Genomic DNA, 13,276 nt, shown 5'->3' on the forward strand with positions numbered 1-13,276 from the left:
GGGGTGGAAACTTGGAGAAGAAAAATATATTTACACACATGCAGGAGATGGAAGCGCAGATGGATGAAATGCGCACCACTCTGGGCGATTGGAAGCAGACGGTCAAAGAGCTGATGGAAACGAATCAGAAGCTGAGTCTGGAGAACGAGCAACTTCGTATCATATTGAAAAGGGAAGCGCCTGTAGATAAGGCCGCACTGTCTGCGGAGGCGGAGGCTATACTCGCTGCCGAAGGGAAAGAGGAGGTTGTCGGAGAAGGCTATGATAACCTGGCCCGGCTATATCACGAAGGCTTCCACATCTGTAATGTCTACTTTGGGCATTTGCGGACGGAAGGCGATTGTCTGTTCTGCCTTTCTTTTCTTAATAAATGAGGATATCCAGCCGTAGGAGATTGTCGCCTACGGTTTTTTTGAATGTAAGGCTATGCTTCCGAAGCAAGTTTTGTTTCGAAGAATATTCAGATTGAAGCATACGCTCAACAAAAACTTTTAGGAGATTACAATGACCCATTCAATGAACAATACACCTGTACCCTTGCATGATGCAGAACGGATCGATGACCTGCTCACCCATGATCTGAGAATTATTCAGAGTGACGAAGTATTCAGCTTCTCGATGGACGCCGTGCTGCTGGCACGGTTCGCCAGTGTACCTCCACGCGGACGGGTGCTTGACCTGTGTACGGGTAACGGAGTAATTCCTATGCTACTGACTACACGGACGAGGGCTTCCATTGAAGGAATCGAACTTCAGCCCCGTCTGGCAGACATGGCCCGTCGCAGTGTATCGCTTAACGGTCTGGAGGAGCGGGTGCAGATTCATGAGGGTGATTTGCGGGAGCTTCATCTTACAGCCGGCTATGGTGTATACGATGCGATTACGGTGAATCCCCCTTATATGCCGCTGAACGGGAGCGATCTGAAGCTGAATTCCCATCAGGCGATGGCCCGCCATGAAATCGGTTGTACCCTGGAGGAGGTCATTCAGGCCTGTGTCCGGCTGGTCCGTACTGGAGGCAAAGTCAGCATGGTGCATAAGCCGCAGCGCCTTGTGGATATTATCAGTCTGATGCGCAAGCACCGGCTGGAGCCGAAGCTGATCCGGTTCGTACATCCCCGCGCCCATCTGGAAGCGAATATGGTTCTAATCGAGGCTGCACGCGACGGGAAGCCGGAGGTGCGTTTACAACCGCCTTTAATCGTATATAATGAGGACAATCAATATTGCCCTGAGATTATGGATATTTATTACGGGAACAAAGAGGATACGAGCCAATGACCATACAATGCCAAAGCAGCTTTCAAAACAACCATGACGGAGCGAAGCCCGAAGGATGCGGGTGCCTGTATCTGGTGGCTACACCGATCGGCAATCTGGAGGATATGACTTACCGGGCCGTGCGCATGCTGAAGGAATGCGATATTATCGCCGCAGAGGATACGAGACAGACGCGTAAGCTGCTGAGCCATTTTGAAATTACACCGTCCATGCTGTTCAGTTACCATGAGCATAACAAGGCTGCCAGTGGACCGGAGCTGATACGCTATATAATAGAAGGTAAAAATCTGGCACTCGTCAGCGATGCTGGTCTGCCGGCGATTTCCGACCCTGGTGCCGATTTGGTAGCCCTGGCTGTCAGCCATCAGATTCCGGTGATTCCGGTGCCTGGGGCGAATGCCGCACTGTCGGCTTTGATTGCCTCAGGGCTGCCTACGGCCAGCTTCACGTTCATCGGCTTCCTGCCCAGAGAGCGCAAGGATATCCGGGCCGTGCTGGCACCTCTCCGTTCTGCCCAAGGGACACTTCTCTTCTATGAGTCCCCGCACCGCGTGGCCAAGACCCTTGTTCATTTGCAGGAGGCCTTCGGTAACCGCCGTATCACACTAGCGCGTGAGCTGACTAAGCGGTATGAGGAGTTCCTGCGCGGAAGCATTGAGGAGTGCCTGGCCTGGCTGGAGGAGCATCCCCCGCTTGGCGAATACGTGATCGTGCTGGAGGGAGAGAGTAAAGAGGAGGCCGAGCTGGCCGAGTCTTCCTGGTGGCGTCAGCTTAGTACCAGTGAGCATGTGGCTCACTACGAAACCTCAGGCTTAACTCGTAAGGATGCTATGAAAAAGGCAGCGTCTGACCGTGGATTGTCCAAGCGCGATATTTATAACGAACTCCTGGAGCGGGGTTAGAACACTGTGGTGTTGTAGTTATTACAATTCCAGTAAAAACCTAAAGATGGGTTTAATCATCTGAACATCCAATGAAATAAATGTATTCCATACACTTATATGGATTATATTAATCCTTTTATTGAAGAATTCCCCTTCAAATTGCAACTTTTCCAAGCGGGGTTGTTCTTTAGTGGTGTTTGGCTTAGCGTACGGACTGAGGAGCTCTTATCCGGGAAGAAAGTCGTCAATTGGGCGATTAACGGACCCCAAGGACCTTATCCCCTGCAATTCAGCTCCAAAACGACTCGTAGAAGGACGATAAGGTCGTCTGAGTCCGTTACGCTGCAAAAGGTGGCGTTCTCGTGGGAATAAGGTCTTTTCGGTCCGTTAGATTTTTTGGGATGATAGGGTTTCATTAGGGAGGGTTTGGGAAGGTAAGAATCAGTATTTTAATAAGTAGATGAGAGATTTAAGAAGTAGTTTTACGAAGAAGTGGTTTAGTGAGCAGACAGGGTTAGGAAAAAGGGGTATCCGGAGAAAGTCCCCGAAAAACACCTAAAAAAATACCTCCCGCGCGAACGGGAGGCCAAGGAGATATAAAAAGGTTAGAATTAACAATTGGATTAGTTCCTATTATACCCTATTTATTTTAGTTTGTCACAGGGGTAGGGATAGCCGAAATGCATTCATGACAAACAATTTTACCTTTGAAGTAAGTTACATTCTCAGCATTACCGCAGAAAATGCAAGCAGGCTCGTATTTCTTAAGCATGATCCGCTCACCGTCCACGTAAATTTCGAGCGCATCTTTTTCTCCAATGCCCAGGGTGCGACGCAATTCAATTGGAATAACGACCCGTCCAAGCTCATCTACCTTACGTACAATTCCTGTTGATTTCATCATTACAATCGTTGCTCCTCTCAATGTTCAAAAGCGTCATTATTCGACATTCTTCACTGTTTTATGATATTTATAATACCAACCATTCCCAAAACAGTCAACCTTTTTTCAGGCTAATTTTAAGGAATCTTTTGAGACTACATTTATTCCGCGTTTGACCGGGCAAATCACTCTAAAATTGCTTATGAAGATGTTTGTCGATTTGGCAGTGTACGAATCGCTAATATTCGACAAAGAGCGACAATATATTATATAAAACAAGAAAAGGAGATGATTTCATGAAGCAACCGCTGTCAGAAGAGAAGGTATTTAAGGACCCGGTTCACAACTATATCCACGTACAGGACACTATTATCTGGCGACTGATCAATACTATGGAGTTCCAGCGACTGCGGCGCATCCGGCAGCTGGGCACCTCCTATTTGACCTTTCACGGGGCGGAACACAGCCGGTTCTCCCATTCTCTGGGGGTATATGAGATTACGCGGAGGATTATTTCCCAGTTTGAACGGAGCGGCTACAAGGATTGGATGCCAGAGGAGAGACTGCTTACCCTGTGTGCGGCATTGCTGCATGATTTGGGGCATGGCCCCTTTTCCCATTCTATAGAAGAAGCTTTCGAAATGGATCATGAAGACTGGACCTGCCGTATCATTCTGGAGGATACTGAGATCACTGCTATTCTGCGTGATGTGGCTGAAGATTTCCCCGGTAAAGTGGCCTCGGTCATCTCCAAAACCTATGAACATGAAATTGTTGTCAATTTGGTGTCGGGACCGCTCGATGCTGACCGGATGGATTATCTGCTCCGGGATGCATATTATACAGGGGTGAATTATGGAACCATAGACATCGACCGGATTCTGCGGATGTTGCGTCCTTATGACGGCCGGGTGGTTGTGAAGGAATCGGGGATGCATGCGATTGAGGATTATCTGATGTCGCGGTATCAGATGTACTGGCAGGTCTATTTCCATCCGGTAACCCGCAGCTCGGAGATTATTCTCAGACAGATTCTCCGCCGGGCCAAGGAGCTGGTGCAGCAGCAGCATGCCTTCCGCTTCATGATCGAGCCCTTAAGCGATCTGTTCAGCGGAGAGGTAACGGTAGGGCAGTATCTGCTGCTGGATGAAGCCTTGATGCAGACTGCCTTCATGCAGTGGACGCTTGAGGAGGATGCCATCCTGAGCGACTTGTGCAGCCGGTTTATCCATCGTAAACTGTATAAATATGTGGAGATGGAGCATTTGGATTCTGACATGATTGGCGAAATCCGCCGCAGCTTCGCCGGTGCGGGACTCCGGCCCGATTATGACCTGGAAATTGATTATCCCACCGATCTTCCCTATGATGTATTCCGTCCGGGAGACGGCTTTGACAGCAAGCAGATCCTGCTTCTGGACAAGCATGAGCGGCTGAGGGAAATCTCCGAGGTCTCGGATATTGTACGCTCCATCAGCGGTATTCACCGCGGCAGACACCATCTGTATTTTCCGCAGGACAGGCTGCAGAAAGCCCTTCCACAGCTGCCGCCATCCATCGCAGAGATTTTTGCCAAATAACCAATCAAGCTTGGAATTATAGATACAATAACAGGCCGAAAGGATGTAATGTAATGCAGTTATTCGACACCCATACCCATCTCGATGCTCCACAATTCGACGAAGACCGCGAAGAGGTCATTGCCAGGGCACTGGAAGCCGGCGTCAGCAAGATGATCAACATTGGCTTTAACCGGGACACGATACCGACCACCATGCAGCTTGCCGAGAAATATGATTATATTTATGCAGCTGTTGGCTGGCATCCCCAGGATGCCATCACGATGAAGGACGGAGACCTGGAATGGATCGCTTCCTTATGCGCTCATCCCAAGGTGGTTGCCATCGGTGAGATCGGGCTGGATTACTACTGGGACACCTCTCCTAAGGATGTACAGCATGAAGTATTCCGCAAGCAGATCGGGCTGGCCCGTGAGCTGAAGATGCCGATCTGTATTCATAACCGCGATGCTCATGAAGATGTGATCCGCATCCTCCGCGAGGAGAAGGCGGGCGAGGTTGGCGGTGTAATGCACTCCTTCTCCGGCAGCTGGGAAAGTGCCAAGATGTGTCTTGATTTGGGCTTCCATCTTTCTTTTGGAGGACCGGTTACGTTCAAGAATGCACGGGTGCCTAAAGAGGTGCTTGCCCAGACTCCGCTGGACCGGCTGTTGATCGAAACCGACTCCCCTTATCTGACTCCGCACCCCTTCCGGGGCAAGCGAAATGAGACCGCTCATGTGAGGCTGGTAGCGGAGGCGGCCGCGGCAATAAAAGGGATTGAATTACAGGAATTGGCGGAAATTACGTATGCGAACGCACTGGAACGATTTGGTATACTCTGAAAACGGGAGTAAATGCGGTGAAAAATGAAGTATAGCGGATATATTAAACTTTTATAACGGAAAAACGGTCGATTATTACAATATTTTAATCATTTTTTTACGTAAACGTGGTTGAATCGTCCTTTACAACATGTATCAAAACAGGATATCATCTTTTCAGTGCAGTGAGCTGTTGTAACTGTGACAGTCACTAATTTCATGGATCGTCTCGCTGAGTCTCCGGATATGGAGAATGGGGGAACCAATAATGCTCTGCCGCATGAACGTAGTACAAATGCAGAATTGCCGCAGGCATTGTTTGATTTCTTTACGTGGTCTTGGGGTGAATTTGAGGGCAACCGCCGTGAGCGGGTGACCTGAGATAGGGCGTCTCTCTTATGTCCGAACCCGACAGCTAACCCCGTAAGCGCAAGTAAGAGAGGAAACCTCGTGCATAAGCATTCCGACGTATTCGATACCGGGAAGCCACGAAAGAGTCCTCTATGAACTCTTTTTTAGGCTTCTTTTGTTTTGAATAATGAGAATGCTCCCGGCATACTGTTATATAACAGATCTCCGGAGTAACTATGCCGAGCAGGCGATCCATGAGCAGGAAACGCTGAAGCAAGTGCGGGCGTATCCTGTTGCAAACTCAAACCTAGTTTCGTCAGAAGTGATACAGTCTACCTTGATATAACTTGGACGACGGGGCTATGTAAGGAGGATGGAAAGAGTGGGCGTATTCCAACCAGAGGTATCCCATGATTCGCAATCATCCAGCAGGTCTTTCGCATTACGGTTGAAGCAAGTAAATCCCCGCGTAGTTTTACTTGCCGGTGTGGCATCGATTGTTATCGCACTGTTAATACTGCTGTACGTACACGGTCAGAGCAAGAAAGAAATTACTCTAGTAATAGACGGACAGGTACAGACACTGGAGACGCGGGAAACGCTGTTCAGTGATGTGCTGGCTAAGGAACAGATTTCGCTGCAGGCGCATGATGAATTATCTATTGGCCTTAGTGATGAAATAAAAGACGGCGACCGTATCGTGATTAACACTGCGCAAAAGTTCGCTCTTACCGTAGACGGAAAGACCGAGACGTTATTTACGACCGAGGATACCATTGGTCAGGCCATCGGCAAGCTGGGCTACAGCCTCGAAGGCTTAGACAAGATTTACCCTTCGCTAGAAACCGCAGTATCTGCAGACATGGAAATCAAAATTGTCCGGATTAACAAGCATGTGGTTCAACGGACAACTAATTTGCCTTTCCGGGTCATTAAGACAGCAGACCCCTCATTGACTAAGGGAACCGTAAGAGTAGCGCAGGCAGGTAAGCCTGGCGTAATGATCCAGCACATCGAGAAGATCTATCAAGATGGCGAGCTGGCATCCATGCGCATGATCGGCAAGGAAGTACAGACGGTTACCAAGGACAAAGTCATTGCCATTGGAACCAAGCCGCTTCCTAAGCCCGTTGTAGTTACTGCCAAAGTCTCCAAACCTGTAACAACCTCCAAGTCATCTAAAGCCAGCGCAAAGGCCAGCAATGTTACCAGTAAGGCTGGTGTGGATTTTGAGTACAAAAGAATGATCAAAAACGTATCCATGACTGCGTATTCGTCGCAGGAACCGGGTATTGGAACACGTACTGCCTCCGGCACACGCGTAACGGAAGGCCGCACTATAGCTGTAGATCCTAGTGTTATACCAATTGGCTGGTGGGTGTACATTGAAGGATTAGGGTTTCGCCGAGCAGAGGATACCGGCGGTGCCATCAAAGGCAACAAGGTGGATGTCTATTACGATTCACTGAGTCATGCCCGTAATTTCGGCCGCAAGTCGCGCACACTTTATGTGATCGGACCTGTGAAGCCGGAGCTGAACTAAACGTAATGCCTTTTGCAAATTAGCGGTTAATACGATATAGTGAGGGAAGCACTTACGGAATTTTTGAGAGCTGCCGCTCATCACTTATACATTCTTTAGCCAAAAAGAAGGGGAGCGAATCCTCTTCTTTTTGCGTTCTGGAGTAAGGAGTAAAAATATTTATGATTAAAGAGCTAATTGTAGTTGAAGGGAAAAGCGATACCGTTGCCGTTAAGCGGGCGGTAGAGGCCGATACGATTGAAACCGGGGGTTCGGCAGTGGATAGCAGGGTCATTGCCAAGATCAGGCTGGCCATGGAGCGCCGGGGTGTAATCATTCTTACCGACCCGGATCATGCCGGAGAGCGAATCCGCAAAATTGTTGCGGCCAAGGTGCCGGGCTGCAAGCATGCCTTCATCCCGGAGAAGGATGCCACCCGCAAAGGCGATATCGGAATAGAGAATGCTTCGCCTGAAGCTATCCGCCATGCGCTGGAGCACGTACATACCTCCTTCGAGGGGGCACCGGCTATCATCGGGCTGGATGAGCTTATGACCGCAGGTCTAATGGTGCATCCCCGGGCGGCTGAGCGCAGAATGCAGCTTGGCAATCTGCTCGGTATCGGTTATTGCAATGGCAAGCAGCTGTACAAACGTCTGGCGATGTTCGGCATTACCCGCGAAGAATTCGCGCAAGCCCTCGCCCAAATTGATCAGGGAGGCATCACTTCATGAGCGGTATCGACAATATCTCGTCCCCAACAAGAACCAAAGCGATAATTCAGCGTTACGGCTTCTCCTTTAAAAAAAGCCTGGGCCAGAACTTTCTGATTGATCAGAATATTCTGGATAAAATCGTGGATGCCGCCGGTCTGGACAGCACAGCCGGTGCGCTTGAGATTGGGCCGGGGATCGGAGCACTGACGGAACGGCTGGCGATGACGGCCGGGGCTGTCACAGCGGTAGAGATTGACCGCAGGCTGATTCCGATTCTTAGAGATGTCCTGTCGCCATACTCCCATGTGAAGATCCGTAATGACGATGTACTGAAGGTGAATCTGCAGGAGCTGTTCGCTGAGGATTTCGCGGGCAGGGAGCGGGTTAGTGTCGTAGCTAACCTGCCGTATTATGTGACTACACCCATCCTCATGAAGCTGCTGGAGGAGAAGCTGCCGCTGGATAATATCGTAGTCATGATCCAAAAGGAGGTTGCTGAGCGTATGGCGGCCTCTCCAGGCGGCAAGGAGTACGGCAGCCTGAGTATTGCCGTCCAGTATTACAGCGAGCCTGAGCTGGTCTGTATGGTGCCGCGTACGGTGTTCATCCCGCAGCCGAACGTGGAATCGGCTGTGATCCGGCTGAAGGTCAGAGAACGTCCTCCGGTGGAGGTAGCGGACGAGAAGCATTTCTTTGGTGTGGTTCAAGCCTCATTCACCCAACGGCGCAAGACAATTGCCAATAATCTTAAGGCCCGCTTCTTCCCGGAAGAAGGGCGTGAGCGCCTGGAGGCGCTGCTCTCCGAAGCCGGAATTGAACCGTCGCGGCGCGGTGAGACGCTTAGCATTGAAGAGTATGCGAGGCTCAGTGCGGTTCTTCTGGCCGCAGGCATCGCATAGAATACAGAAAACCCTCCCGGCGGATGAACCAACCGGGGCCTTTGCCCATAACATGGGGTAGAGGTGGTGTTGTGATGAATCTAGGAGACTTGGTCATTCGTAAATCCTATGGCGGCGATGTGACCTTCCGGGTAGACAATATATTGCAGAATAGAGCAGTCATTAAAGGCACGGAGTTCCGTCTGCTGGCGGATTCTCCGCTGGAGGATCTGGTTCAGGTGCCTCCTACAAGGGTTACCGAGCGGGGAGCGCGCGCGCAGATCAAGGCAACAGAATCTCTTACCTGGCTGCGTAAAGACCGGCAGATCCAGAGCCAGCGAAGCGGAGAGAGCGTATCGGGGTCCACGGGAACCTGGGGCCCGTCTCCGAAGGAAGCGGCATACTTTGAAGTGCCGGGCAAGGTCCTGCATTTGGATGGGGATGCGCTCTATCTGAAGAAGAGCCTGAGCCTCTACGAGCAGCTGCGCATACCGGCGGAGGGACATCATGTCAACGAATCCAAAATGGCGGAGACGCTGTACCGTCTGCTGCCCCGTGTGCGTCCCGATATCGTAGTGATTACCGGCCATGATGGAGTACTTAAGCAACAGCAGAATTATGATCTGTACAGTCTGAGCAGCTATAAGAATTCACAGAATTTTGTGGCAGCCATCCAGGTGGCCCGTGAATATGAGCGGAATTTTGATGCTTTGACGATTGTAGCCGGAGCCTGCCAGTCGCACTTTGAGGCTCTTCTGGGCAATGGCGCCAACTTCGCCAGCTCTCCGGGCAGAATACTCATTCACGCTCTGGACCCGGTGTATATTGCGGCCAAGGCCTCTTTTACCTCTATCCGGGATACGGTGAACTTAAGCGATGTCCTGAGCCATACGATCAGCGGCAATCAGGGGATGGGCGGAATAGAGACGCGGGGCAGCTTCCGGATCGGAATGCCCCAGCTGCAGAACCTGGCTACGCTGAAGGTTGCACCTTCCGTGCTGTAGCCGGGCAAGCGATAACTGAACAGGTCGAAGGAATAGGGTAAGCATTCGTGCTTATCCTATTTTTGCTGCGACGAAAGCCGCTTATGACACAAGATGAGCCAGGGGGAAGCCAGTCATCATTACGGATAACAAGGTGCTTAAGTCAGGACTTTCCCCGTCTAAAAAAATTCCGTTGACAACTTTTTTATCATCATCTATAATTATTTATTTAATTTGACAAGTGGTTATAGAAGTTGTATAATGGACAAGGAAAGAGGTGGTCGTCAGGCAATGGCTAATAACGCGCTGTTGGAAATTAAACGCAGTCTTGAAGCTCACGTCGGTCATAAGATCACGTTGCGGGCTAACGGTGGCCGTCGGAAGACCGTTGAACGCACCGGTGTCCTGGAAGAAACGTACCCTTCTGTATTTATTGTCAAACTCGATCAGGAGCAGCAGACATTCAAGCGTGTCTCCTATAGCTATGCCGATATACTTACTGAATCTGTGGAAATCACAGTTACCGAAGACGATGGGCAGATGCGGATTATGTATATCAAAGCTTAGCGTCAGGGCAGTCCCCCTTACAGGGGGCTGTTTTTTGCATGTACGGGGTCTTCCTGAATTATGCTGCATGACGCTGGCCTTCTGGCTGCATACTACATAGGCAGTACGTTCATCATAGGGCAGCATACAAGGGAGGAATTCGTAATGAGCCGCAGAAGACGGAGCATGATGTCGGAGGAATTGAAGACGGAGCTGGCGAAGGAGCTTGGGTTCTACGAAACGGTTGAGCAGGAGGGCTGGGGCGGGATCCGGGCAGTCGACGCCGGGAATATGGTGAAGCGGGCGATTCAGCTGGCAGAGCAGGCTGCTGCGAGGAAATCGTAGGTTGCAATAGCGGTGTTATGCCGCACCGGGTATCGCCTGCGGGCGGTACCTTTTCTGCTTTATAGAACCGGATGTATATTTAATGGACTTCATTGTCAGTTTCTCATATAATATGTTAAGTTGTTTTGTACGGGAAAAGCTGAGGGTGGGTGAACGCCTTGAAAATGTATGAGAAGGCACCGGCAAAAATTAATCTGATGCTGGATGTGCTGCATAAGCGGGCTGACGGATTTCATGAAGTGGAAATGATAATGACAATGGTCGATCTGGCGGACCGTCTGGAGCTGTCGGAGCTGAAGCGGGATTCGATTATTATCTCAAGCCAGGCCGGATATATTCCGCTGGATGAGAAGAATCTGGCCTTCCAGGCGGCAAGGCTGATCAAGGACCGGTATAACGTCAGAAGCGGAGTACATATCCATCTGGACAAAAGAATTCCGGTCGCTGCCGGCCTCGCCGGCGGCAGCAGCGATGCCGCGGCTACGCTGCGCGGCCTGAACCGGCTCTGGCGCCTGGGCATCCCGGTGCAGGAGCTGCAGGAGCTGGGCGCTGAGCTGGGCTCAGACGTTCCGTTCTGCGTCACAGGAGGTACTGCCCTGGCTACGGGCAGGGGCGAACGGCTGACCCAAATCGCGAATCCTCCGCAAATGTGGGTCATCCTGGCGAAGCCGCCGATCAATGTATCGACGGCTGAGGTATACGGACGCGTGCGCGCCGGCAACATAGCGGTGCATCCGTCCGCGCTCCGCATGCAGCAGGCTCTGGAGGCCGGCGACTTCTCAGCCGTCTGTGAGGGCCTCGGCAACGTGCTGGAGGATGTGACTCTGAAGCTGCACCCTGAGGTGCAGCAGCTCAAGGAAGCGATGCTGAAGCTGGGGGCGGACGGTGTGCTGATGTCGGGGAGTGGTCCGACCGTATTTGGCCTTGTCTCCAAGCACTCTAAGGTGGCCAGAATTTATAACGGGCTGCGCGGATTCTGTAAGGAAGTCTATGCAGTGCGTTCGCTTAGCTAAGCGGAACGGACTATGCTCAGATAACGGCGGCAAAGCGGTTTCCGCTTGTGTAAATCCGTACAATAATGATATTATTCATAGTAATATTCGGTTTTGGCGAGGAGCATTCCGTGAAAAAACTTAAACGAAGCCAACGGTTAGTTGACATGACCCAATTTTTACTGGAGAAGCCGCATGATCTGCTGCCGCTGTCTACTTTTGCAGAGCGGTACGGTGCGGCGAAGTCATCGGTCAGCGAGGACCTGGCTATTATAAAAGAGGTATTTGAAGGCGAAGGGATGGGCGAGCTGCAGACACTGGCCGGGGCAGCGGGCGGAGTACGGTATATTCCGCGCATGCCCATGGATATGGCGCTTGCCTTCGTGAATCGTCTGTGCGGGCAGCTTGAGCAGAGTGACCGGATTCTGCCCGGCGGTTATCTGTATATGTCGGATTTGCTCGGCCTCCCGTCCCTGATGGAGCAGGCCGGCAAGATTATTGCCACCGCCTTCTACGGCGTGGAGATTGATGTCGTCATGACGGTGGAGACCAAAGGGATTCCACTCGCGTACGCAACCGCTGCGCAGCTGGGGCTGCCTGTCGTGCTGGTACGCCGTGACCATCAGGTAACGGAGGGCTCGGCTGTAAGCATCAACTATGTATCTGGCTCCCATAAGAGCATCCATACGATGTCCCTGTCCAGACGGGCGCTGCGCGAGAAATCGCGGGTGCTGATTGTCGATGACTTCATGAAGGCGGGCGGCACCGTACGCGGAATGGTCGATTTGCTGGGTGAGTTCAATGCAGAGGTCGCAGGTGTAGGCGTGCTGGTGGAGTCCGGCGACGTGGAGAATGAAGAGCGTCTGCTGCATGACTACGTGTCACTGGTGAAGCTGACAGAGGTGGACTCCAAGGTGCGGCGTATTTCGGCGTTTCCGGGCAACTATTTCTCCTCTTAAACGAAGGGAATTGCCGGTTCTGAAAAATAGGGCATAATGTCGAAACTGTGAGGATTCTTAAGATAACTGCACGAAATCTGTCGAAATCGACGATTCTGCAAAAATAATCTTCTTAATCAGGCATTATTTGGAATGAAAAAGAAGGAATTCGCTTTGCTGTGTGGAATTATACACCAAGTCTCTGATGGAAAAAGGTGGTGAACACACACATGCAAATTACGGATGTCAGACTCCGCCGCGTCAACTCTGAGGGGAGAATGAAAGCAATCGCATCCATTACAATCGATAACGAGTTTGTTGTTCATGACATTCGCGTCATCGACGGGAATAACGGGATGTTTGTTGCAATGCCCAGCAAGCGTACACCTGACGGAGAATTCCGCGATATCGCACACCCGATTTCTTCGGGAACGCGCGAAAAGATTCAATCTGCGGTTCTGGCCGAGTACGAACGTGCCGCTACGGAAGAAGAGGAAGTTATTGAAGAGGGAGCTTAAGCGGTGAACCGCTGACTCTCTGGGACTTGCTGCCTCCCCAGGGCGGCAATAGGCCA

At 51.1% G+C, this 13,276-nt stretch carries 15 protein-coding genes and 1 riboswitch; of the genes, 14 read left to right on the plus strand and 1 reads right to left on the minus strand.

Annotated elements, in window-relative coordinates:
- Positions 1 to 11 precede the first annotated feature (11 nt).
- The 3 genes from yabA to rsmI all read left to right on the plus strand — a co-directional run bounded on the left by yabA (position 12) and on the right by rsmI (position 2,183).
- Complete coding sequence (gene yabA / locus NSS83_RS19920) at positions 12 to 374, plus strand: DNA replication initiation control protein YabA (RefSeq protein WP_341183164.1); 363 nt, start codon at positions 12 to 14, stop codon at positions 372 to 374.
- 130 nt (positions 375 to 504) lie between these two features.
- Positions 505 to 1,281, plus strand: a complete 777-nt coding sequence (locus NSS83_RS19925; protein ID WP_341183163.1) for a tRNA1(Val) (adenine(37)-N6)-methyltransferase — start codon at positions 505 to 507, stop codon at positions 1,279 to 1,281.
- A complete protein-coding gene (gene rsmI / locus NSS83_RS19930) occupies positions 1,278 to 2,183 on the plus strand; it encodes a 16S rRNA (cytidine(1402)-2'-O)-methyltransferase (RefSeq protein WP_341183162.1) in 906 nt (301 codons plus the stop codon). The genes NSS83_RS19925 and rsmI overlap by 4 nt, the downstream gene beginning before the upstream one ends.
- 631 nt (positions 2,184 to 2,814) lie before the next feature.
- Here rsmI and NSS83_RS19935 read toward each other — a convergent pair.
- Positions 2,815 to 3,069: an AbrB/MazE/SpoVT family DNA-binding domain-containing protein gene (locus NSS83_RS19935; protein WP_019914502.1), complete on the minus strand. Its 255-nt coding sequence runs from the start codon at positions 3,067 to 3,069 to the stop codon at positions 2,815 to 2,817.
- Between the two features lie 275 nt (positions 3,070 to 3,344).
- On the opposite strand from NSS83_RS19935, the gene NSS83_RS19940 reads away from it, so the two are divergent.
- From NSS83_RS19940 to spoVG, 11 genes are all read left to right on the plus strand, one after another.
- Entirely contained in the window at positions 3,345 to 4,628 is a 1,284-nt protein-coding gene (locus NSS83_RS19940; protein ID WP_341183161.1) for an HD domain-containing protein, read from the plus strand.
- Positions 4,629 to 4,681: 53 nt separating this feature from the next.
- On the plus strand, positions 4,682 to 5,452 hold the full coding sequence (locus NSS83_RS19945) for a TatD family hydrolase (protein ID WP_341183160.1): 771 nt from the start codon (positions 4,682 to 4,684) through the stop codon (positions 5,450 to 5,452).
- A 199-nt stretch (positions 5,453 to 5,651) separates the two neighbouring features.
- A riboswitch (cyclic di-AMP (ydaO/yuaA leader) is annotated at positions 5,652 to 5,876 on the plus strand.
- 288 nt (positions 5,877 to 6,164) lie between these two features.
- Entirely contained in the window at positions 6,165 to 7,325 is a 1,161-nt protein-coding gene (locus NSS83_RS19950; RefSeq protein WP_341183159.1) for a 3D domain-containing protein, read from the plus strand.
- Positions 7,326 to 7,486: 161 nt separating this feature from the next.
- Positions 7,487 to 8,038, plus strand: coding sequence for a ribonuclease M5 (rnmV, locus tag NSS83_RS19955; RefSeq protein ID WP_341183158.1), 552 nt, complete (start codon positions 7,487 to 7,489; stop codon positions 8,036 to 8,038).
- Positions 8,035 to 8,919 (plus strand): 16S rRNA (adenine(1518)-N(6)/adenine(1519)-N(6))-dimethyltransferase RsmA, encoded by an 885-nt coding sequence (gene rsmA / locus NSS83_RS19960; protein ID WP_341346343.1) that lies wholly within the window; start codon positions 8,035 to 8,037, stop codon positions 8,917 to 8,919. The genes rnmV and rsmA overlap by 4 nt, the downstream gene beginning before the upstream one ends.
- A gap of 74 nt (positions 8,920 to 8,993) precedes the next feature.
- A complete protein-coding gene (gene yabG, locus NSS83_RS19965; RefSeq protein WP_341346344.1) occupies positions 8,994 to 9,902 on the plus strand; it encodes a sporulation peptidase YabG in 909 nt (302 codons plus the stop codon).
- Positions 9,903 to 10,172: 270 nt separating this feature from the next.
- Positions 10,173 to 10,448 carry a Veg family protein gene (locus NSS83_RS19970; RefSeq protein WP_036696386.1) on the plus strand — a complete coding sequence of 92 codons (276 nt, stop codon included), beginning with the start codon at positions 10,173 to 10,175 and terminating at the stop codon, positions 10,446 to 10,448.
- 144 nt (positions 10,449 to 10,592) lie between these two features.
- Complete coding sequence (locus NSS83_RS19975) at positions 10,593 to 10,772, plus strand: small, acid-soluble spore protein, alpha/beta type (protein ID WP_036696389.1); 180 nt, start codon at positions 10,593 to 10,595, stop codon at positions 10,770 to 10,772.
- Positions 10,773 to 10,930: 158 nt separating this feature from the next.
- A complete protein-coding gene (gene ispE, locus NSS83_RS19980) occupies positions 10,931 to 11,785 on the plus strand; it encodes a 4-(cytidine 5'-diphospho)-2-C-methyl-D-erythritol kinase (protein WP_340946788.1) in 855 nt (284 codons plus the stop codon).
- 110 nt (positions 11,786 to 11,895) lie between these two features.
- Positions 11,896 to 12,723 carry a pur operon repressor gene (gene purR / locus NSS83_RS19985; protein WP_036723965.1) on the plus strand — a complete coding sequence of 276 codons (828 nt, stop codon included), beginning with the start codon at positions 11,896 to 11,898 and terminating at the stop codon, positions 12,721 to 12,723.
- Positions 12,724 to 12,932: 209 nt separating this feature from the next.
- Positions 12,933 to 13,220, plus strand: coding sequence for a septation regulator SpoVG (gene spoVG, locus NSS83_RS19990; RefSeq protein ID WP_036696395.1), 288 nt, complete (start codon positions 12,933 to 12,935; stop codon positions 13,218 to 13,220).
- Positions 13,221 to 13,276 lie beyond the last annotated feature (56 nt).

The sequence above is a fragment of the Paenibacillus sp. FSL H3-0469 genome (assembly GCF_038051945.1).
Taxonomy (GTDB): Bacteria; Bacillota; Bacilli; order Paenibacillales; family Paenibacillaceae; genus Paenibacillus_AQ.